Genomic DNA, 22992 nt, shown 5'->3' with positions numbered 1-22992 from the left:
ATCGTGTTATGATATAGATTAGGATTTCTATGACGAATGGAGGCCTTATTAGTGGAAGATGGACACGAAAAGCGTCGAACGAGTGTAATGATATACGGTCAACAATACACCATCGTCGGAGAAGAAAATCGTGAGCAAGTGAAAAAAGTAGCTCTCCTTGTTGATCGTAAAATGCGAGAACTGAAAAAAAATAATCCTTACTTAGATTCAAATAAATTAGCTGTTTTAACAGCTGTGAATATTGGAAATGATTATCTTACATTGCTAGAAAAGCTGGCAAGTGAAGAGAAAGATGGGGAGTCATAAAGATGCTTAGTTTTTTGCTGTTTTTTGCTTTAATAGTTAGTTTTTTTGTAGGTTTTCGAAGGGGATTAATATTACAAGTAATTCATTTGCTAGGATTTGTTGTAGCATTTATTGTTGCGTACTTATATTATCAAGATATTGCTCATTACATACGGCTATGGATTCCATATCCACAGCTTCCAGCTGATTCTAGTATAACGTTATTAGTAGAAGCTTTTAGTTTTGAAGAGGTTTATTACAATGGTATTGCATTTGCAATTTTATTCTTTGGAACAAAAATTGTTATGCAAATCGTAGGTTCCTTGTTTGATTTCTTAGCACATTTGCCAATTTTAAATATGATTAACAGATGGCTTGGTGGCCTCCTTGGACTTTTAGAAGGGCTATTAATCATTGTTGTCATCCTTCATGTAGGAGCCCTATTTCAATTTGAAATCATTCAAGAAACAATACAAAATTCGTCCTTTGCTCAAATGATCTTTGAATATACTCCAATAATCTCGAATGAAATAAAAGAACTATTCTTAGATGTACGGTAAGATATGATAAATGGGTTGAATTTAAGTGCTATTTGTAACATAAAAAAGGGTGTCGCATTAGGGTAGAAGAAACCTTTTGAGACATCCTTTTTCGTATTTAATGCTTAAAAACTCTCTTGATCTTTTTGTTGGAAGGGGATTGTTTGGAAAGAGTAAAATATATCCTTTATAGTTGCGAATAATATACGGATAAGGATATGATGATACAAGATAATTTTAGAAAAGAAATAGTAGGGTCAATAAGACGTCATATACTTTTCATAATGGCAGTGTTAATGAATGGTGTTGTTTTTAGTAAAAATCAACAATAAAAATTAACAGAGCCTTCCTAATAAAAAGAGGTGACCGTATATGGGATTAATTAATAAAAAGGATATCATTCTTGCGTTAGAGAAAATTGCAGTTTATTTAGAAATTAAAGGTGAAAATTCATTTAAGGTTTCTGCTTATCGTAAAGCTGCAAATGCTTTGGAACGTGATGAACGAACAATAGAAGAAATAGAGGATCCATCAACACTCCAGGGAATTGGTAAAGGGACAGCAGCTGTAATTCAAGAAATCTTAGAAACAGGACAATCTAAATTATTGATTGACTTAATGGAGGAATTACCATCTGGATTACTTCCTTTACTAAAAGTTCCTAATTTAGGCGGGAAGAAAATTGGTAAGCTATACCGAGAGTTAAATGTGATAGATGTAGAAACTTTACAAAAAGCCTGTGAAGATAAAAAGGTTCAAAAGCTTGCAGGATTTGGTGAGAAAACAGAAGAAAAAATTCTATCTGCATTAGCTGACTTTGGAAAGCGCCCAGAAAGACTTACAATGAGTCAAGTACTGCCAATTGGAGATTTAATTTTGACTTGGTTAAGTGAAATGAAAGGGATTCAAAGATATGAGTTAGCCGGAAGCTTTCGTCGAGCTCGTGAAACAGTAAAGGATTTAGATTTTATCATATCCACTGATACACCTGAAGCAGTAGGCAAACAATTAGTAGAAATAGATAATATTAAAAAGGTTGTAAGTCACGGTGAAACAAAAATTAGTGTAGAATTCCAATTTGACGATATTATCGTCCCAGCAGATTTTAGAATGGTAAAGGATAATGAGTTTGCAACGACACTACATCACTTTACAGGATCTAAAGATCATAATGTTCAAATGCGGCAAATCGCAAAGAGCAGAGGAGAAAAAATTAGTGAGTATGGCGTTGAAAATGAAGAAACAGGTGAAATAAAGACCTTTGAATCTGAAACAGCTTTTTATAAGCATTTTAACTTACACTTTATACCACCAGAAATCCGTGAGGGAAAAGAGGAAATTTCAACGTTTGAAAACCAACACCAATTAGTTTCCTTTAAGGATATTCGTGCTGATTTACACATGCATACGACATGGAGTGATGGTGCTCATTCCATAGAAGAGATGATAGAGGCTTGTAGAAAACAAGGCTATGAATACATGGCAATTACAGATCACTCAAAATATTTGAGAGTGGCTAATGGATTGACTGTTGAACGGTTAAAACGGCAGCATGAGGAAATAAGAATTATTAATGAAAAGTACAAAGACTTTACGGTTTTTACAGGGATAGAAATGGATATATTGCCAGATGGATCATTGGATTATGAAGATAACCTATTAAAAGATATTGATTTTGTTATTGCGTCCATTCATTCATCATTTCAGCAAGACGTGGCAACGATAATGGGAAGATTACAAGGGGCTATGGAAAATCCTCATGTGGATATGATTGCACACCCAACAGGAAGGGTAATTGGGCGAAGAACAGGCTACCCTGTGGACATGGAAAGGCTAATTGAAATGGCAGTAGATACGAATACAATATTGGAACTTAATGGTAACCCAAATCGCCTTGACCTTTCAGCTGAATGGGTGAAAAAAGCACAGGATAAAGGTGCAAAGATTGCTGTCAATACAGATGCACATCGGTATGAAACGTTAGATCATATGTTAATTGGTATCAAAACAGCAAGAAGAGGTTGGTTAGAAAAAGAAACGGTAGTGAACACGTGGACAGTAAATGAGTTGCAGCAATTTATAAATCGTACGTAATAATAATGGAGGTGACCCTTGTGTTAGAAAGGGTTTGTCGCATACTAGAATATGACAAAATGAAAGGACAGCTAATTAATCATGCAAGTAGCTCCTTGGGGAAACAAAAAGTTAATGCATTGCTTCCTTCCTTTGATTTCTCTGAAATACAGTACGGTCAGAATAGTACGTATGAGGGATCAAAAGTAATTAGATTAAGAGGACAAGCACCATTAGGGGGAATTCGAGATATACGTACATCGGTAAAAAGAGCTTCCATTGGTGGCGTTTTAAATGAACTAGAGCTATTAGATATATCTTCAACTATTTATGGTAGTCGTCGTTTTAAGAGCTTTATTGAAAGCCTTATTGAAGATGAAGTAGAGCTTTCTATCCTCCCTGAATTAGTAGAGGAAATTGTTCCGCTAACTGATTTGGAACGGGATATTAAGCAAGCAATTGACGAAAACGGAGAGGTATTAGATTCAGCAAGTCAAGCACTTCGAAATATAAGACAAACGATACGATCCCATGAAGCAGGTGTACGATCAAAGCTCGAAAGTATTACAAGGTCCACTAGTGGGAGAAAAATGCTTTCTGATGCCATTATTACCATACGTAATGATAGATATGTTATTCCAGTAAAACAAGAGTATCGAAGTCATTTTGGTGGAATGGTTCACGATCAGTCTGCTTCTGGTGCAACGTTATTTATCGAACCTAATGCAGTAGTACAAATTAATAACCAACTTAGAGAAGCACGATTAAAGGAAAAACAAGAAATTAATCGAATTTTACAAGAGTTATCAGCTTTAGTTAGTGAACACGTTGAGGAACTTATAACGATTGTAAAAGTGATGACAGAAGTTGATTTTATTTTTGCAAAAGCCCTATACAGTCTTGAAATTAATGGAACTCAGCCTAATATAAACGAAGAGGGACGCATACAAATGGTGAAAGCCCGACACCCCCTCATCCCAAAAGAGGAAATCGTTCCGATTGATGTAGAATTAGGTAATGATTTCTCATCTCTCGTCATAACTGGACCAAATACTGGTGGGAAGACAGTAACGTTAAAGACAGTAGGTTTATTAACTTTAATGGTACAATCAGGCTTACATATTCCATGTGAGGAAGGCTCTACTGCTGCAGTGTTTCAGCAAATATTTGCTGATATTGGTGATGAGCAATCCATTGAACAAAGCTTAAGTACCTTTTCTTCTCATATGACAAACATAGTTGATATCTTGGATCAAGTGGATCATCGTTCCATTGTTTTATTTGATGAATTAGGCGCAGGGACAGATCCAACAGAAGGGGCTGCTCTAGCTATTTCTATATTAGATTATGTATATAATGTTGGTGCAAAAGTTATTGCAACAACTCATTATAGTGAATTAAAGGGGTATGCCTACAATCGCGATGGTGTCATGAATGCAAGCGTTGAATTTGATGTAGAAACTCTTCGTCCCACATATCGACTTTTAATTGGCGTCCCCGGTAGAAGTAATGCATTTGCTATTAGCCGACGTCTCGGTTTAAGTGATACAATTATTGAAGATGCAAAAAGTCACATTGGTGCTGATACAAATAAAATTGAAAATATGATTGCTTCACTTGAAGAGAGTCGTAAGCGTAGTGAAAAGGAAATGGAAGACACAGAAAAAATTCGGTTTGAAGCAGAACAAATTCATCGAGACTTAGAAAAAGAATTTAATAAGCTTGAGCAGGAAAAAGAGAAGATTTTAAAAGATGCAGAAGAAAAAGCTGCTGAGTCCTTGAAAAAAGCAAAAGCAGAAGCAGAAGCGATTATTACCGAATTACGAACCATTCAGAAAAACAATCCTACAATTAAAGATCACGAATTGATTAATGCAAAAAAACGATTAGAAAAAGCGGAACCTAACCTTGTTAACAAGGAAAAAGTGATTAAGAATTCTCTGGCTCCACAATCAAAGAAGCAGAAATTAATTCCAGGTGATGAAGTAAAGGTAGTAAGCTTTGATCAAAAAGGTCATATTGTAGAAAAAGTAAATGAGAAAGAATATGTTGTTCAACTCGGAATGATGAAGATGAAAGTTAAGGGAGAGGATCTCCTTTATATTGATCGTCCGAAGCAAATTGAGAAAAATCCACTATCTACTGTAAGGGGAAAAGACTCCCATGTTAAAACAGAATTAGATCTCCGTGGAGTACGATTTGAAGAAGCAATGTTAGAGGTGGAGAAGTATTTAGATGATGCCGTATTGGCTGGCTATCATCAAGTATCAATCATTCATGGAAAAGGAACTGGAGCACTTCGGAAAGGTGTTCAAGACTTATTGAAAAATCATAGGAATGTAAAAGAAGCGAGAATGGGAAGTGCTGCTGAAGGGGGATCTGGTGTTACGGTAGTCTCTTTAAAGTAGGAGGGAAACAGGATGGATAGTTTTTTTCAACATACTTATATCTATACAGCAGGAATGTACAGTATTGTCGTAATAGCATTAATTGTTTATTTAACAATCTTTGAATTCGTTACGAGATATGGTACTTGGACGGAAATTAAAAATGGGAATGTTGCTATTGCAATGGCTACAGCAGGAAAAATATTTGGCATCGCTAATGTTTTCCGGTATTCTATCATGCATAATGATTCCGTAATAGAAATGCTTGGTTGGGGTACATTCGGGTTTATTCTCCTTATCTTTGTTTATTTTATTTTTGAATTTTTAACTCCAGGTTTTAAAGTAGACACTGAATTGCAAAAGGATAATCGAGCAGTAGGACTAATTTCCTTTATATTGTCTGTTTCACTGTCATATATCATTGGGGTAAGTATACTTTAAACTAAATTTTAGAGATGTATAGGTGATTGAAAATGGAAACGTTATGGAAGATATTGATTGTTCTTTGTGGTGCTTTTATTGTAACAGGACTAATTTTCTGGATATTTTTTGCATAATAAAATTATTGAGTTTACTCTTTTCGAGACTGTTCCTTTAGGATCACTAATATAGTGATTTATAAAGGACAGTCTTTATTTTTTCTGATAAAGGAATAAATGAGTGTTGAATTGTCATAAGTTTATACAACAAGACAACAAATGAGTCAATAGATTAAAAAGAAATTTCGAAAAATTGAAACAAATACATTTCATTTTGTATCCGTTTTCATTAGAATAGTATAGAGAGAGGTTTGCCTATCTATGGAAGATAGATATTTTTTTCATACTTTCATAGTTAATTTGCTTTATGAAGGAGAGATCACTTTTTAAAAGGGAGGAGATGGGGATGGAAACGTTAACAGAAAAACCTTGGTTTCAACATTATCCTAAAGAGATTTCTAAGTCCATTGATTATGAACTGGAGACGCTTCAAAGCTATTTGAAAAAAGCAGCAAATAAATTCCCTCAAAAATCAGCTTTAAATTTTATGGGGAAAGAAATGACTTACCAAGAGGTATACGATTCAGCTTTAAAGCTTGCTAATCAACTCCAAGAGCTTGGAGTAAAGCAAGGTGATAGAGTTGCTATCATGCTTGCAAATACTCCGCAGGCCGTCATTTCGTATTATGGAGCATTATTTGCTGGTGCTATCGTCGTTCAGACAAATCCTCTGTACGTTGAACGAGAAATTGAACACCAAATGAATGATTCTGGAGCCAAAGTCATGATATGCTTAGATCTCGTGTATCCGAGAGTAGCAAAGGTGAAGGAAAAAACCCAGCTTGAACATATTATAGTCACTGGTATTAAAGACTATTTACCTTTCCCAAAAAATTTGATCTATCCTTTTATCCAAAAAAAGAATACAGGAATTAAAGTAGATTTACATTATAACGAAAAATTACACTCCTTTGTAGATTTTATCAATAAAGGAACACCAAATGAAATAGATCTGGATATCGATCCAAAAGAAGACTTAGCATTGCTGCAATATACTGGGGGAACAACAGGACCTGCAAAAGGCGTTATGCTTACACATTATAACCTTGTTGTAAACACTCAACAGTGTCAGGAATGGATGTATGAGATGGATGAGGGGGAGGAAGTAATCCTTGCCGCTTTACCATTCTTCCATGTGTACGGAATGACAACCGTCATGAATTTATCTATCCGTATGGGCTTTAAGATGATCATCATGCCTAAGTTTGAACCGAAGGATATTTTAAAAGCGATAGAAACCCATAAAGCAACTTTATATCCAGGTGCACCTACTATGTATATCGGTCTATTAAATCACCCAAATATTAAAAAGCACGATCTTTCATCTATAAAAGCTTGTATAAGTGGTTCTGCTCCATTGCCAGTAGAAGTACAAAATAATTTTGAAGAAGCTACAAATGGAAGACTTGTTGAAGGATATGGATTAACTGAAACGTCTCCAGTAGCTATTGCAAACCTTATTTGGGAACATCGCAAATCAGGTAGCATTGGCTTACCTTGGCCCGATACGGATGCAGCTATTTTGTCTGCTGAAACTGGTGAACTAGCAAAGCCAAATGAAATTGGCGAAATTATCCTTAAAGGTCCACAAGTGATGAAAGGTTATTGGAATCGACCAGAGGATACCCAGGCTTCCTTTAAGGATGATTGGTTCTTGACTGGAGATATGGGTTACATGGATGAAGATGGCTTCTTTTATATCGTTGATCGGAAAAAGGATATGATTATTGCTGGTGGATTTAATATTTATCCTCGTGAAATTGAAGAAATTCTATATGAGCATGAAGATATTCAGGAAGCTTGTGTCATAGGTGTGCCAGATCCTTATCGTGGAGAAACAGTTAAAGCATTTATCGTTCCTAAAGAGGGTAGAGATTTATCTGAAGAAAAAATAGAAGAATTTTGTCGAGAACATCTTGCTTCTTTTAAAATACCACGGCTTTATGAATTTAGAGAAGAACTTCCAAAGACAATGGTAGGTAAAGTACTTCGAAGAGTTCTTGTGGAAGAAGAGAAGAAAAAAATTAAAGAAGCTTCTGGCTTTGGAGAAGATGACAAGTAAGGAATAAAGAAAGATAGATTTGAGGGAGTCATGAAGGTTTTTCCATCTACCTTTATTGACTCCCTCTTTTAAAGGAAACATTAATACTTATCAAATAACAAAAATCCAGCCACAATGACTAATAATATGAATAATACTAAAGTTAATATGATGAGCATGGTGTAGAATTATAACCGTTTATTTAGGTTATAACGTATTTCCACCACCTTTCATCAGAGATTGTAATACATTGTATGCATGTAATATGTTCTTGTATAGGCTATAGGTTATTTTGTGTAATGTGATATATTATTGGGTGAAAATGAATTTGTACTCTCTATGTTGTTATTTACTTTCCTAATCTTTATTTGACATAATGAAAGGGATAAATTAAAATTAAATTATGAATGAATAATCATTCATTTTAACTGTAATGATTTAAGAAGGGAAAGAGAATATGGGTAAAAAAAGAGGACAAAAATTTGATCTAATAATAAATGCAGCTGTCAAAGTAATTGCGCAAAACGGGTATCATCATTCACAAGTTTCCAAAATTGCTAAAGAAGCTGGTGTTGCGGATGGAACTATATATTTATATTTTAAAAACAAAGAAGATATATTAATTTCATTATTTGAAGAAAAAATGGGTCTTTTTGTGGAAAAAAGTAAAGAACAATTAACGAAAGACCTTACTATCGAAGAAAAACTTTTGCTACTAATTGAAATGCATTTACGTCAGTTAGAAGCAGATCACAATTTAGCTATCGTAACACAGCTAGAAATTAGGCAATCCAATATTCAATTAAGATCTAGAATTAATAAAGTTCTAAAAGGTTACCTAGGACTAATTGATACTATCTTACTAGAAGGAATGGATAATGGATTTTTTCCCAAGTCGTTAGACCATCGTTTGGCCCGTCAAGTAATCTTCGGTGCAATAGATGAAGTTGTTACGAATTGGGTGATGAAGGAGCATCGATATGAATTAGTACCATTAGCTAAACCTTTATGTAACATGCTTTTAACAGGTTTAAAATCAAATAATTAATAAGGGATAAAGGGGGAACGTAATTTGACTGAGTTTGAGCACTTGCATGTATCGTATGATGAAGGTGTAGCTTTAGTCACATTGAATCATCCACCAGCTAATGCCATAAATCAAGGAATGATTCACGAACTAGATTCATTATTTGATTATTTGTTACAGGATGAAAATGTAAAAGTCGTTCTTATTCATGGAGAAGGTAATTTTTTTGCTGCCGGAGCAGATATAAAAGAATTTACACATGCAACTGGGGAATCGTTCCAACAAATGTCTAGATTTGGACAGAAGGTGTTCAATAAAATTGAAGCGTTTTCAAAGCCTGTTATTTGTGCCATACATGGAGCAGCATTAGGTGGTGGTTTGGAACTAGCCATGGCTTGTCATATACGAATTGTATCGAATGATGCCAAATTGGGTCTTCCAGAACTCCAATTAGGATTGATACCTGGATTTGGAGGAACACAGCGTCTACCTCGATACGTTGGTAAAACAAAGGCAACAGAAATGATACTTACTTCTAAACCTATTACAGGGGAGGAAGCTATGTCATGTGGTCTAGCAACGTATTCTGTTCCTAAAGAGGACTTATTAAGAGAAGCAATGAGTATTGCTACAAAAATTTGTGAAAAAGGGAGAACCTCTATAAAGTTTGCTTTAGAATTAATTAGTATGTTTGATCAAGTAGATTTCGAGACAGCTTGTAAACAAGAGGCTAAGAGATTTGGCGAAGTGTCAAACACAAAGGATGCAAAAGAAGGAATCCAAGCATTTATTGAGAAAAGAAAACCAAAATTTAGAGATTCATAGCTATAAACAGAAGGTTGGTATGGTGTAGTTTCAATCCAATCTAGTGAACGTGCGAAAATACTCATCAAGGAGGTTCATCCGTTGCAGGCAGTCCAATTACACCTAAGATCAGCCCACGTCCTGTGGGCAACGGCGTAATCCTGCCGTCCTGGCTGCGTGGGGCACGACCTCAACTTCCTAGCACTTACTCGGTAAGTGCTAGGGGATTTTCGGACTCGTGCTGATCCCACTGGAGTCGCTGCCTTCCACTACTGAACCGTTTCTATTTTCAGGATAGACTTCCTATGCAAGTGGATATTTGCACCATGTATTTTTTTACATCGAAAAGTTTGAATATTTATAAAAAATAAAATTTTCAAGACAATTTAAATTATAGGAGGGGTATTGGAGTGAATATCTTTGTTATTCTAAAAAGAACGTTTGATACGGAAGAAAAAATTCAGATTGAGAACAGTGAAATTGTCGATGACGGTGCTGAATTTATTATTAATCCTTATGATGAATATGCAATCGAAGAAGCAATCCAACTACGTGAGGAGCATGGTGGAGAAGTAACTCTCATAACAGTTGGGGACGAGGAGAGTGAAAAACAGCTTCGAACAGGGTTAGCTATGGGTGCAGACAAGGCGGTACTAATAGAAAACGAAGAAATAGAGGACGGAGACCCGTTTTCAACGGAAGCATTATTAGGAGCATACTTTCAAGAGAAAGAGATTGATATTATTTTAGGTGGTAATGTTGCAGTAGACGGTGGTTCTGGTCAAGTTGGACCTAGACTAGCAGAGAAGCTTGGAATTAACCATGTTTCATCCATTGTGAAAATAGAAATTGAGAATGGAAAAGCCACAATCGAAAGAGATGTGGAGGGAGATCAAGTAACGGTAGAAGTTTCCTTGCCTATTTTAGTAACTGCCCAGCAAGGGTTAAATGAACCACGTTATCCTTCACTGCCGGGTATTATGAAGGCGAAAAAGAAGCCGCTTGAAGAATTAGACTTAGATGATCTTGATCTTGAGGAAGAGGATGTAGAAGGTAAAACAAAGACAGTAGATCGCTATTTACCTCCTGAAAAGAAAGCTGGAAAAATACTGGAAGGGGATTTAGATGATCAAGTGAAAGAACTGGTAAGCTTATTAAAATCAGAAGCTAAAGTGATATAACAAGAGGGGGATAGGTAAAATGGAAAAAAAAATGCTTGTGTTTGGAGAAATAAAAGATGGAGCATTTCGAAATGTATCCTTCGAAACCATTGCTGCTGCGAAAGAGATATCTAATGGTGGTGAAATTGTAGGTGTATTATTAGGTGAAGATGTCAAGAGTTTTGGAAAGATAATGATCGCTTATGGCGCAGATCGAGTCGTAGTTGTAGAGGATGAAAAGCTTGCCCATTATACCCCTGAAGGTTATGCACAAGCTTTTCACCATGTCATTGAACAAGAAGAACCAGATGGAATTTTTTTAGGTCATACATCCATTGGGCGAGATATATCTCCTAAATTAGCTAGTCGAATTCAGTCAGGCTTAGTTTCCGATGTAACTTCGATTGAAGTAGTAGGGGAAGAAGTTGTCTTTAGTCGTCCAATTTATTCAGGAAAAGCCTTTGAAAAAGTTGTTGTAAAGGACGGAATCTTATTTGCTACCTTCAGACCAAACAATATTAATGCATTAGAAAAGGATGACTCAAGAAACGGTGAAATTGAGAGTGTTGATGTAGAGATATTGGATTTACAAACAATTGTTAAAGAAGTTGTAAAGAATACGTCAACTGGTGTTGATCTCTCAGAAGCAGCGGTTATTGTTGCTGGTGGTCGAGGTATGAAGGGGAAGGAAAATTTTACGATTTTAGAAGAATTAGCTGGTGTATTAGGTGCAGCCGTAGGGGCATCCCGTGGTGCATGTGATGCAGAATATTGTGATTATGCATTACAAATAGGGCAAACAGGAAAGGTAGTAACACCTGATCTTTATATTGCAGTTGGTATTAGTGGAGCAATACAACATGTTGCAGGTATGTCAAATTCAAAAGTAATAGTAGCTATTAATAAAGATCCAGAGGCTGAAATCTTTCAGTTAGCAGACTACGGTATTGTAGGAGACCTGTTTGACGTTGTTCCCAAGCTAACAGAAGAATTTAAGAAGGTCCTTGTGCAAAAGTAAAATGAAATGTCCTTTTATTAGGGGGCTTAATGAAGGTATAGGAAAAGGAACCTGTACTTTAATTAAGCCCTTTTTCCTTTCAATAGATAGGGGCATAAATAACAAATGAAGCATTTTTTTTGCTTTGAGAGGGTATGTTATATATGATAGAAACTGTGAACGAAATGGAATCATGTAATTACAAACATAAGCAAATTATTTTTGTAGATTATACAGCAATGGTATAATTCCGTTAAGGAAAAATGTTTTTTATTTATGAGGAGGAATCTTAATGGCAATTGTGAATGTAACAGACCAAAATTTTTCAAATGAAACAAGTCAAGGTGTTGTCTTAGTAGACTTTTGGGCTCCGTGGTGTGGACCTTGTAAAATGATCGCACCAGTTCTTGAAGAACTAGATAGTGAAATGGGAGATAAAGTTAAAATTGCAAAGTTAGATGTAGATGAAAATCAAGAAACTGCTGGGAAATTTGGTGTCATGAGTATCCCTACTTTACTTGTTTTAAAGGATGGAGAAGTGGTGGATCAAGTAGTAGGTTTTCAACCTAAAGAGCAATTAGCTACATTATTAAACAAACACGTTTAATATAATTTAAAGAAGAGAGGATTGAACATTTCTTGTTCAATCCTCTTTTTGCATATTCAAATTTTTCTATGAAGAAAGGGCACATTACCTTTCGTATGGGGATATATGGATTACGGTATACAAAAAATATATTGTATAATTTAACGAGATAGTCGAAGTAAAAGGGGAGAAGAGAAACATGTCAGAATTAAAGGAGAAAATTTCATTATTACCAGCACAACCTGGCTGTTATTTAATGAAAAACAAGCACGGAACGATTATTTACGTAGGAAAAGCGAAGATGCTTCGAAATCGGGTCCGATCTTATTTTTCCGGAACACATGATAAAAAAACGCAACGTCTCGTCAGTGAAATTCGAGATTTTGAATATATCGTTACCACCTCCAATATGGAAGCATTAATATTAGAGCAAAATCTTATTAAAAAGCATGAACCACGGTACAACGTGTTATTAAAAGATGATAAAAGCTATCCCTACTTAAAAATTACAAAAGAAGAGCATCCGAGATTGATAACGACACGAAAGATTAAAAAGGATGGTGGGAAGTACTTTGGTCCCTACCCTAATGTTCATGCAGCAAATGAAACGAAAAAGCTGTTAGATCGCCTTTATCCATTAAGAAAATGTAGAACATTACCGGATCGGGTATGCCTTTATTATCATATTGGTCAATGTTTAGCTCCTTGTGAATTTGAAGTTTCCAATGAAAAAAATCAGGAAATGGTAAATGAAATAACGAGGTTTTTAAATGGAGGACATAAAGATATAAAAGCAGAAATAACCAAAAAGATGTTTGCAGCCTCTGAGGAGTTGAACTTCGAAAGAGCCAAAGAACTAAGAGATCAAGTGCAACATATTGAAGCAGTTATGGAGAAACAGAAAATGACGTTAACAGATGAAGTGGATCGAGATGTGTTTGGTTTTTCCGTAGATAAAGGGTGGATGTGTGTTCAAGTTTTCTTTATTAGACAAGGGAAATTAATTGAAAGGGATGTTTCTTTATTTCCAATGTATCAAGATCCAGAGGATGATTTTTACACATACATTGGTCAATTTTATCTTGATGATCAACATCGGAAACCAAAGGAAATACTGGTTCCAGAAAAAATTAATGAAAATATTATTTCTGAATTTTTGAGTATTAAAACATTGCAGCCTAAAAAAGGAAAGAAAAGGGAATTAGTTAAACTAGCAAGTAAAAATGCTCAAATTGCTTTAAAAGAAAAATTTGATTTGATTGAACGAGATGAACAGAAAACCGTTGTAGCGGTAGAACGCTTAGGAGAAGCTCTTCAAATTGAGACACCTCACCGTATTGAAGCTTTTGACAACTCAAATATCCAAGGTGTTGATCCTGTTTCTGCAATGATTTCCTTTCTTGATGGAAAACCAGATAAAAAGAGCTACCGAAAATATAAAATTAAGGGCGTGACAGGACCAGATGATTACGAATCTATGCGGGAAGTTGTTCGGAGACGCTATTCTCGTTTATTGAAAGAGGACTCCCCTTTACCTGATTTAATTGTGATTGATGGTGGAAAAGGGCAAATTTCAGCAGCGCAAAGCGTCCTTGAAGATGAATTAAGTTTAGCCATACCGGTTTGTGGGCTAGTAAAAGACGAAAAGCATCGAACATCTCAGCTAATGATTGGAGACCCACCAAAGGTAGTTAGCCTGAAGAAAACAAGTGATGAATTTTATTTATTACAACGAATTCAAGACGAGGTTCATCGCTTTGCGATTTCTTTCCACCGAAATATTCGTAAAAAATCTATGTTTTCATCTATTTTAGATGATGTGGAAGGAATTGGAGAGAAAAGAAAAAGAAGTCTTCTTAAGCATTTCGGTTCATTAAAACGATTAAAGGAAGCTAATATTGAGGAAATTGAAGGAGTAGGTATACCAAAGTTAGCTGCTAAAGCTTTATACGATAAAATAAAAGAAGAGAGAGAATAATGGAAATTGTCAAGGGTGTTAGAATTTGTTACACTCATATACGAGTTTTGCTTTTACAATAGAAAAGTAATTATTTATTACTTTCTAATTCCATACTTCTGCTCTTATGGAGTGAAGGTAGAGGTGCGAAAACCATGACTACACTATCGGAGAAGGTTGAGCTTCATTGAAGATAGTGGAAAGGGGGATTCGCCGAAGAGGATTGTTTTCTCAAAACCAATCTTCTGGCACTGTATTGAATAAATGCAGAGCTGTCGCACAGTATATCTGTGTGGAGAACTATCTCACGGAGCGACTTATTAACTATTATAATCGTTTAAGTCGTATTCGACAGTGGGATTACGTTCCTACTGTCGTTTTTATTTAGTTGTTGTAAAAGAACATTCTTGTGTTCTTGAAGGGAATTCAATATTAATGTTTAAAAGAGCAAATGAATCAGGGTTTACGTTAAATGTACGTGTCTACATTGCCACATTATTTTGCTACATAATAATTGTAATAAACACAGTACTACTTTTTAGCACTTTATATGTTCTGTAACCTAGACGTTTATGTTGGTCCGTGAGTTCGTTCGTCAATTCTACTTCATTAACTGGAAAGATCCAATGTTTAGTTCTATTATGGATCACTTTAGAGTAGATAGTATAGGAATGGTTGAATCAAAAGAGGAGGCGTTCATGTTGGCAACGGTTGTTCAGAAGTTCGGAGGGACTTCTGTAGGAGATGTTACAAAAATTAAAAGAGCAGCTGAGAAGGTTAAAAGAGAAATGGAAGCAGGTAATGGTGTCGTTACTGTCGTTTCTGCAATGGGGAAGTCTACCGATTCTCTCGTGGAGCTTGCTCAAGATATTAGTGATTCCCCTGATAAACGAGAAATGGATATGCTCCTAAGTACTGGTGAACAAGTAACCATGTCATTAATGGTAATGGCATTAAAGGAAATGGGAATTGATGCTGTTTCACTAACAGGCTGGCAGGCAGGTATTAAAACAGAGCCAGTACACCAAAATGCTAGAATTACAGGGATTGATACAGAAAGAATAGAATCCTATTTAAATAGTGGAAAAGCGGTTATTGTAGCCGGATTCCAAGGTTTGTCTGAGGGTGGAGAAATAACGACTTTAGGTCGTGGAGGTTCAGATACTTCTGCAGTTGCATTAGCTGCTGCTCTAAAAGCAGAATCTTGTTCCATTTATACAGACGTAACAGGTGTTTACACGTGCGATCCAAGAACAGCAAAAAAAGCACGTCAATTGTCCAGTATTTCATACGATGAAATGTTAGAGCTTGCGAATCTTGGAGCAGGAGTTTTACATCCAAGAGCTGTTGAATTTGCAAAGAACTATAATATACCTTTAATTGTACGATCAAGCACGATTGATAAGGAAGGAACGATTGTGGAGGAGGAAGCATCAATGGAACAAAATTTAGTGGTTAGAGGGCTGGCGTTTGAAGGAGCCGTTACAAAAATTACTATAGAACAATTACCGAATGAATTCGATACAATGTCAAAGCTATTCTCAACCCTTGCTGACGCAAAAATAGACGTAGATATTATTATTCAGCAAATGACAGGAAAAAATGAGATGAATGTATCGTTCTCTGTTCAAACACATGAACTGAAGGATGCTCTAAAAGTTCTTGAAGAAAGTCAAGAGAAATTGGGCTATAATGATATTCGTCATGAAGATAACTTATCAAAAGTGTCTATTGTTGGATCTGGAATGGTCTCAAATCCTGGTGTTGCAGCTACAATGTTTAACGTATTATCTGAGCAGCAGGTTTCTATTAAGATGGTAAGTACATCTGAAATCAAAGTCTCTGTTGTAGTACCCGAAGCTGATATGGTTAAAGCAGTTGATGCACTGCATACAGCGTTTGAATTGGATGTAAAAGAAGCATCGAAGGTAACATCGTAAATTTTTCCGAGTTTCATAACCTTTGTATTTTTTGGATTTAAAAATAAGAAAGGAACCTAGCTAAAGCTAGGTTCCTTTTGATACTTGAATATTAACATTTTTTAATGGTACGAGTTAACAATTCCTATTCTTGTATTAGAGAATCCTTAAGATCCCAGCGAACGATTATTCTGCATGTACAAGGATTTTTCTTTTTTAGCTCGGAAGTTGCTTCTGTAATAAAGCCTTCATTCATTTCCGTCCAACATGCTAAGAAACCACATTCTAATGTAAATGGACGGTTATGATGCATTAGAGGAGAAATAAGCTCAAAGATTCTTTCGTTTCGTTTTTCTTTGACAAGAGTTAATTGGCCCCAATTTGCTTTTTCAAAAAAAGCTGGTAAATCTTCAAAATTTTCGACATTCACTTTCCTTGCAATTGATTTTCCAGCCCAATATAATAAACTTTCTTCTTCCTCTCCTAATAGCTCTGGTAGTAATACATGGCGTAACAGGTGATTACTAAATGCAGATACGTCTACATTCATTTCTTCTACGGTGTCAATCCACTGTTTTTTATTTTTCATTAAAAGATCATCCTTCATAGCGTAATCATTTATTTACTGTAACTCTTGTTTGAATTAATATATGTATAATTTTTATAAAGTAAGATATAAAATGGTTCTTACTTTTGTTATTCCACTGTTGCAATAATGATATTTTTACTGAAAGTATCCTTTATCATCTTACCACAGACCTGTTTTATTATGATAAAAAAATTAAAAATGTTTTCCTAATCCTAAAGGACTTTATTGGGAAGGGAATAAATGGTTTTAGATGCATGATAATATTGATAAATATGGTAATAGAACTAATCACATGATATACTAACTCCGTATTTATTATCGGAGGTATAGTAAAATGAAATTAGGATTAAATAAATTTTTAAGTCCTTTTCGAATTATTGTTATTTCATATGTTATTGCTATGTTTGTTTTTAGTTTTCTATTATATTTGCCAATATCATCACAACCAGGAGTAACTGTTTCTTATTCAGAAGCACTGTTTACTTCTGTAAGTGCAGTTAGTGTAACGGGATTAACTGTGGTGAATGTATCAGAAACGTACAGTGGAGTAGGGGTGTTTTTTTTAGCTCTTGCAATCCAACTTGGTGGCATAGGAATTATGACATTGGGAACATTTGTGTGGATGGTATTTGGAAGGAAAATTGTCTTATCTCAACGATTATTAATTATGGTCGACCAGAATCAAATCGCTTTCTCAGGATTAGTTAGTTTAATGAGAGGAATTTTATTCGTTGCATTAGGAATTGAGCTAATAGGAGCTTTTGTTCTTGGTACATATTATTTAAATTATTTTGATACAGCACGAGAGGCTTATTATCAAGGAGCATTTGGTGCTCTTTCAGCTTTTACAAATGCTGGATTTGATGTAACTGGAGCTTCATTAATTCCTTTTGCAGATGACTATTTTGTCCAAATGGTAAACATTCTTTTAATATTTGCAGGAGCTATTGGATTTCCGGTTTTAATGGAATTAAAGGAATATTTTACCACGAAAGATAGAAGCTTTCGATTTAGTTTGTTTACTAAGATTGCAGTAGCAACCTATTTTATTGTCTTTATTATTGGTTTTGTTGGTCTTTGGCTAATAGAACGTAATGCTTTCTATGAAGGATTGAGTTGGCATCAACAGCTGTTTTTTTCATTATTTAATTCAGCCACCGCAAGGAGTGGTGGTTTAGCAACAATGGAAATTTCTCAGTTAACGCTTGCAAGTCTATTATTTTTATCTGCCTTAATGATTATCGGAGCTAGCCCTTCAAGCGTTGGTGGAGGTATTCGAACAACAACTCTAGCTGTTATGTTTTTAACTATTAGAAGCTTTGCATTAGGCCGTACGGATGTAAAGGCTTTTGGTCGAGAAATACATCAAGAAGATAGGCAAAAAGCATTCATTGTTCTTTCAGTATTTATCGTGATGCTATTCAGTGCGTTTATTTTAGTAAGTGCCTTTGAGCACGGTAATGATATTGAGCTAATGGCTATTATATTTGAAGTAAGCTCAGCATTTGGAACCTGTGGATTGTCTATGGGGATAACATCAAATTTATCTTTACCGAGTCAAATTACATTAATGATCATGATGCTGATTGGTCGAGTAGGTCTTATTGCATTTTTATTCTCAATCCGAGGTCGGGAAAAGAAAAGTCACTACAAATATCCAACAGAGAGAATTATTATTGGATAATTTAAATGAATATTATGAACAAAAAGGTATCGTAGTAAAATTATGGTGCCTTTTTGTTTTGCGCTTTTAAAGGGGAAATATAATAACTTCATTAATAAAAATACATTTTCATTAATGAAATTTTCTTTGAAATTATTATTTAAAAACAGAAAATTTAAAAGATTGTGTCGTGTTGTACGTATTTCTGTTAAAATTAGACTGTATCCGCTTTCTTGACGTACTTGTAATCGAAGGGTAAAATGAATTTGTCACACTTTATACAAACTTACGTGATTTTCTAGATTGACAATGTTAGAATAATGTTTATATGTGAATCTAAAAAAAGGAGGTATATATTAAGAAAAAAGATTAGGAGAGTTTATTTAAAGAAAAAACTACTTACAAGGGGAGAGTTTAATGTCCACGAATCGTGATTTTTTTAATCGAAAACTACATTCTTTGTTGGGCGTCATTCCTATTGGAGCCTTTTTAATTGTTCACTTCATGATTAACTATACTGCCGTACAAGGTGAAGAAACATACAATCAGGCTACTCAATTTATGGAAAGTCTGCCATTCTTATTATTTTTAGAATTTGCTTTAATATATATACCAATACTTTTTCATGGTATTTATGGACTTTACATTGCATTTCAAGCAAAACACAATACGTCTACATATAGCTATTTCAGGAACTGGATGTTCCGATTACAGCGTATTACAGGTGTAATATTAATAATCTTTATCGCTTGGCATGTTTGGGATACACGTATTCAAAAAGCATTTGGAGCTGAAGTGAATTACGATATGATGGCCAATATTGTAGATAATCCAATTGCACTTATTTTGTATATTATTGGGATAGTTTCAGCAACGTTCCACTTTGCAAACGGATTATGGTCATTTGTTGTTTCTTGGGGGATTGCCGTTTCTCCACGTTCACAACAAATCTTTACGTATATCACTGTTGCAATTTTTATCGTATTAACTTACATCGGTATTCGCGCAATTTTAGCATTTGTGTAGTCAAAGAGAAGGAGTGTTTGGAATGAGCAAAGGTAAAATTATCGTTGTTGGCGGTGGCCTAGCTGGTCTAATGGCGACGATTAAAGCAGCCGAAGCTGGAGTAGCCGTCGAACTATTTTCCGTAGTACCTGTAAAGCGATCCCATTCAGTATGTGCCCAAGGTGGAATTAATGGTGCATTAAATACGATGGGTGAAGGTGATTCTACATGGGAGCACTTTGATGATTCAATATATGGAGGAGACTTCTTAGCAAACCAACCTCCAGTTAAAGCTATGTGTGACGCAGCCCCTGGAATTATTCATTTAATGGATAGAATGGGAGTTATGTTTAACCGAACAGGAGAAGGTTTATTAGCTTTACGTCGTTTTGGAGGAACACAGCATCATCGAACAGCATTCGCTGGTGCTACAACTGGTCAACAATTATTATATGCTTTAGATGAACAAGTACGTAGACACGAAGTAGCAGGGTTAGTAACGAAATATGAAGGATGGGAATTTCTCCATGCAATCCTAGATGATGATGGTGTCTGTCGTGGGATCACAGCACAAAACTTGCAAACTGCTGAAATGGAATCATTTAGAGCAGATGCAGTAATTTTAGCAACTGGTGGTCCTGGAATTATTTTTGGTAAATCTACTAATTCCATGATAAACACTGGATATGCTGCAGCCGCTGTCTATGAGCAAGGTGCATATTATGCAAACGGTGAGTTTATTCAAATCCACCCAACAGCTATTCCGGGGGATGACAAGCTTCGTCTCATGAGTGAATCAGCACGTGGTGAAGGTGGACGAGTATGGACTTATGATGAAAATGGGAAGCCATGGTATTTCTTAGAGGAAAAATATCCAGCGTACGGAAACTTAGTACCTCGTGATATTGCTACTCGTGAAATATTCCACGTATGTGTTGACTTAAAACGAGGGATTAATGGAGAAAACATGGTTTATTTAGACCTATCTCACAAAGATCCAAAAGAGTTAGACATTAAACTTGGTGGAATTATGGAAATCTATGAAAAATTCATGGGTGACGATCCACGTAAGGTTCCAATGAAAATATTCCCAGCTGTCCATTATTCTATGGGAGGGCTTTGGGTAGATTATAATCAAATGACGAATATACCAGGACTTTTTGCAGCTGGTGAGTGTGATTATTCTCAGCATGGTGCAAACCGTTTAGGAGCTAACTCCTTACTTTCTGCAATATATGGAGGTATGGTTGCTGGTCCGAAAGCAATTGAATATATTCAAGGTCTTGAAAAATCAAGTGAAGATCTATCTTCCGATGTCTTTGATGCACAATTAAAGAAAGATCAAGATAATTTTGATGAGATCTTAAACATGAAAGGTACAGAGAATGCCTTTAAGCTTCATCAAGAGCTTGGTCAATGGATGACGGATAATGTAACAGTTGTTCGTGAAAACAAAAAGCTTCTTGAAACAGATGAAAAGATTCAAGAGTTAATGGAAAGATTTAAGAATATTAATATTGAAGATACTGCTAAATGGAGCAACCAAAGTGCAGCATTCGTTAGACAATTAGATAGTATGTTAAGTTTATCAAGAGTTATTACATTAGGTGCATACAACCGAAATGAAAGTCGTGGTGCTCATTACAAGCCTGAGTTCCCAGATCGAAATGACGAGGAATGGTTAAAAACAACGAAAGCAAAATTCAATCCAGATAGTCATGGGCCAGACTTTGAATATGAAGAAGTAGATATTTCACTAATTAAACCTCGTAAACGTGACTATACTTCTAAAAAGAAAGCGGGTGAAAAATAATGTCCGATAAAACCATTCGCTTAGTTATTACTCGTCAAAAGGATCATGACAGTAAACCGTATAAAGAGGAGTTTAGTATTCCTTATCGAGAGAATATGAATGTTATTTCTGCTTTAATGGAAATTCGTCGTAATCCTATTAATGCTCAAGGAGAGGAAACTACACCAGTTTCCTGGGACGCAAGTTGTTTAGAAGAAGTATGTGGTGCATGTTCCATGGTTATCAATGGAAAGCCACGTCAATCCTGTACTGCTCTAATCGATCACCTTGAACAACCAATTCGACTAGAACCAATGAATACTTTCCCAGTTTCTAGAGACTTAGTTGTGGATCGTAGTCGAATGTTTGACTCTCTAAAAAGAGTGAAAGCTTGGGTTCCAATTGATGGGACATACGATCTTGGACCTGGACCTCGTATGCCAGAGCCTAAACGCCAATGGGCATATGAACTATCAAAATGTATGACTTGTGGTGTTTGTTTACAAGCTTGTCCGAATGTTAACAGTAAATCAGAATTTATAGGACCAGCTGCCCTTTCACAAGTTCGATTGTTTAATGCACATCCAACAGGTGGTATGCATAAAGGTGAAAGACTACAAACTATCATGGATGGAGATGGTGGAATCACAAACTGTGGTAACTCACAAAACTGTGTTCAAGCCTGTCCTAAAGGTATACCATTGACCACATCTATTGCTTCATTGAATAGAGAAACAACGTTGCAATCATTTAAGAATTTCTTTGGAAGTGACAATATCTAAGTATGTTTAAAGAAAAGGGACAAAGAGTCCCTTTTCTTTAAAATATCAATGAATGAATAATCATTCATTTTTTGTGGTGGTTACGTATATTTCTGATTAACCGAAAGACCAATAGAATACAATATAATATGAGGTGGAATATTATGGCAAATATTCTTTATATAGGAGATTTTTCGAAATGGAAGAATTCATTTAAGTATAGTTATCCAATTACGGTTCGTTTTTCTGAAACAGATGCCTTCGGTCATGTAAACAATACAATAGCTTTTGTCTATTTTGAAGAAGGACGGATAAATTACTTTAAGGATATTGGTCTTTCGGAGGAATGGTTTTCAAAGAAGGGGAAATTAATTCCAGTAACAGCTGACTTACAGTGTGACTATAAGAAACAAGTTTATTTTGATGAAAATATTGAAGTGAGTGTTAAAATCAATATGATTGGAAAAACATCTGTAGATCTTCATTATATGATAACGAATAGTGTAGGAGAAGTATGTATGACAGGAAGAGGAAAGATGGTTCAAGTCTCTCGTGCTACAGGAGTAGCGACACCTTGGAGTGAAAGTAGTAGAAAACTATTAGAAGCCAATCACTTCTCAATTGATTAAAATTAACTATTTCACTGAAAAAATACAATGGATAATTTTTGGTTCCTCTGTGCCTTCCTAACTCTGGAAATTCTTCAGAATAACACCGCCTAATAAATAAGGTTAGACATAAATTAAAATGTAATAAAAAAATACTTTTGCCTAGCAATGTTATGTCACAGCATTTCCCTTTTTGACATAAGATAATGATGACTAAATACTATCGAAATGTATTTTGATGAAGCAACCCATGCAAGAAA

19 protein-coding genes and 1 riboswitch are annotated in these 22992 nt (G+C 35.3%); of the genes, 18 read left to right on the top strand and 1 reads right to left on the bottom strand.

The window, feature by feature from the left end; genetic code table 11:
* Nucleotides 1–51 precede the first annotated feature (51 nt).
* The 13 genes from zapA to QA612_RS05430 all read left to right on the top strand — a co-directional run bounded on the left by zapA (nt 52) and on the right by QA612_RS05430 (nt 16335).
* Nucleotides 52–306 (top strand): cell division protein ZapA, encoded by a 255-nt coding sequence (gene zapA / locus QA612_RS05490; RefSeq protein WP_278282766.1) that lies wholly within the window; start codon nt 52–54, stop codon nt 304–306.
* Nucleotides 307–308: 2 nt separating this feature from the next.
* Nucleotides 309–845 carry a CvpA family protein gene (locus QA612_RS05485; protein WP_278282765.1) on the top strand — a complete coding sequence of 179 codons (537 nt, stop codon included), beginning with the start codon at nt 309–311 and terminating at the stop codon, nt 843–845.
* A 351-nt stretch (nt 846–1196) separates the two neighbouring features.
* The gene (gene polX / locus QA612_RS05480) at nt 1197–2918 is read left to right on the top strand and encodes a DNA polymerase/3'-5' exonuclease PolX (RefSeq protein WP_278282764.1); all 1722 of its coding nucleotides are present in this window, start codon (nt 1197–1199) and stop codon (nt 2916–2918) included.
* A 20-nt stretch (nt 2919–2938) separates the two neighbouring features.
* The gene (locus tag QA612_RS05475) at nt 2939–5305 is read left to right on the top strand and encodes an endonuclease MutS2 (protein ID WP_278282763.1); all 2367 of its coding nucleotides are present in this window, start codon (nt 2939–2941) and stop codon (nt 5303–5305) included.
* 12 nt (nt 5306–5317) lie between these two features.
* Nucleotides 5318–5725 (top strand): DUF350 domain-containing protein, encoded by a 408-nt coding sequence (locus QA612_RS05470; protein ID WP_278282762.1) that lies wholly within the window; start codon nt 5318–5320, stop codon nt 5723–5725.
* 444 nt (nt 5726–6169) lie between these two features.
* The gene (locus QA612_RS05465; protein WP_278282761.1) at nt 6170–7885 is read left to right on the top strand and encodes a long-chain-fatty-acid--CoA ligase; all 1716 of its coding nucleotides are present in this window, start codon (nt 6170–6172) and stop codon (nt 7883–7885) included.
* A 436-nt stretch (nt 7886–8321) separates the two neighbouring features.
* Nucleotides 8322–8912: a TetR/AcrR family transcriptional regulator gene (locus tag QA612_RS05460; RefSeq protein ID WP_278282760.1), complete on the top strand. Its 591-nt coding sequence runs from the start codon at nt 8322–8324 to the stop codon at nt 8910–8912.
* 24 nt (nt 8913–8936) lie between these two features.
* Nucleotides 8937–9716, top strand: coding sequence for an enoyl-CoA hydratase (locus QA612_RS05455; RefSeq protein WP_278282759.1), 780 nt, complete (start codon nt 8937–8939; stop codon nt 9714–9716).
* Between the two features lie 389 nt (nt 9717–10105).
* On the top strand, nt 10106–10876 hold the full coding sequence (locus QA612_RS05450; protein WP_278282758.1) for an electron transfer flavoprotein subunit beta/FixA family protein: 771 nt from the start codon (nt 10106–10108) through the stop codon (nt 10874–10876).
* Nucleotides 10877–10895: 19 nt separating this feature from the next.
* Nucleotides 10896–11873, top strand: a complete 978-nt coding sequence (locus QA612_RS05445; protein ID WP_278282757.1) for an electron transfer flavoprotein subunit alpha/FixB family protein — start codon at nt 10896–10898, stop codon at nt 11871–11873.
* Between the two features lie 271 nt (nt 11874–12144).
* Nucleotides 12145–12459, top strand: coding sequence for a thioredoxin (gene trxA, locus QA612_RS05440; protein WP_278282756.1), 315 nt, complete (start codon nt 12145–12147; stop codon nt 12457–12459).
* Between the two features lie 178 nt (nt 12460–12637).
* The gene (gene uvrC / locus QA612_RS05435) at nt 12638–14416 is read left to right on the top strand and encodes an excinuclease ABC subunit UvrC (protein WP_278282755.1); all 1779 of its coding nucleotides are present in this window, start codon (nt 12638–12640) and stop codon (nt 14414–14416) included.
* Nucleotides 14417–14526: 110 nt separating this feature from the next.
* Nucleotides 14527–14706, top strand: a riboswitch (Lysine riboswitch).
* Nucleotides 14707–15096: 390 nt separating this feature from the next.
* Entirely contained in the window at nt 15097–16335 is a 1239-nt protein-coding gene (locus QA612_RS05430) for an aspartate kinase (RefSeq protein WP_278282875.1), read from the top strand.
* Nucleotides 16336–16459: 124 nt separating this feature from the next.
* Here the strand turns inward: QA612_RS05430 and QA612_RS05425 are convergent, their stop codons facing one another.
* Complete coding sequence (locus tag QA612_RS05425) at nt 16460–16903, bottom strand: DUF2507 domain-containing protein (protein WP_278282754.1); 444 nt, start codon at nt 16901–16903, stop codon at nt 16460–16462.
* Between the two features lie 334 nt (nt 16904–17237).
* On the opposite strand from QA612_RS05425, the gene QA612_RS05420 reads away from it, so the two are divergent.
* The 5 genes from QA612_RS05420 (at nt 17238) to QA612_RS05400 (ending at nt 22753) form a co-directional block, all read left to right on the top strand.
* Nucleotides 17238–18587 carry a TrkH family potassium uptake protein gene (locus QA612_RS05420; protein ID WP_278282753.1) on the top strand — a complete coding sequence of 450 codons (1350 nt, stop codon included), beginning with the start codon at nt 17238–17240 and terminating at the stop codon, nt 18585–18587.
* A gap of 396 nt (nt 18588–18983) precedes the next feature.
* Nucleotides 18984–19592, top strand: a complete 609-nt coding sequence (locus QA612_RS05415) for a succinate dehydrogenase cytochrome b558 subunit (RefSeq protein ID WP_278282752.1) — start codon at nt 18984–18986, stop codon at nt 19590–19592.
* Between the two features lie 22 nt (nt 19593–19614).
* Nucleotides 19615–21384, top strand: coding sequence for a succinate dehydrogenase flavoprotein subunit (sdhA, locus tag QA612_RS05410; RefSeq protein ID WP_278282751.1), 1770 nt, complete (start codon nt 19615–19617; stop codon nt 21382–21384).
* Nucleotides 21384–22145, top strand: a complete 762-nt coding sequence (gene sdhB, locus QA612_RS05405) for a succinate dehydrogenase iron-sulfur subunit (protein ID WP_481804412.1) — start codon at nt 21384–21386, stop codon at nt 22143–22145. Before sdhA ends, sdhB begins: the two co-directional genes overlap by 1 nt.
* A gap of 143 nt (nt 22146–22288) precedes the next feature.
* Nucleotides 22289–22753 (top strand): acyl-CoA thioesterase, encoded by a 465-nt coding sequence (locus QA612_RS05400; RefSeq protein WP_278282750.1) that lies wholly within the window; start codon nt 22289–22291, stop codon nt 22751–22753.
* The last annotated feature ends 239 nt before the right edge of the window (nt 22754–22992 follow it).

The organism is Evansella sp. AB-P1 (assembly GCF_029688925.1).
Taxonomy (GTDB): domain Bacteria; phylum Bacillota; class Bacilli; order Bacillales; family Salisediminibacteriaceae; genus Evansella.
The sequence above is the reverse complement of the archived record's forward strand: the minus strand, read 5'-3'. Positions and strand labels throughout refer to the sequence as shown.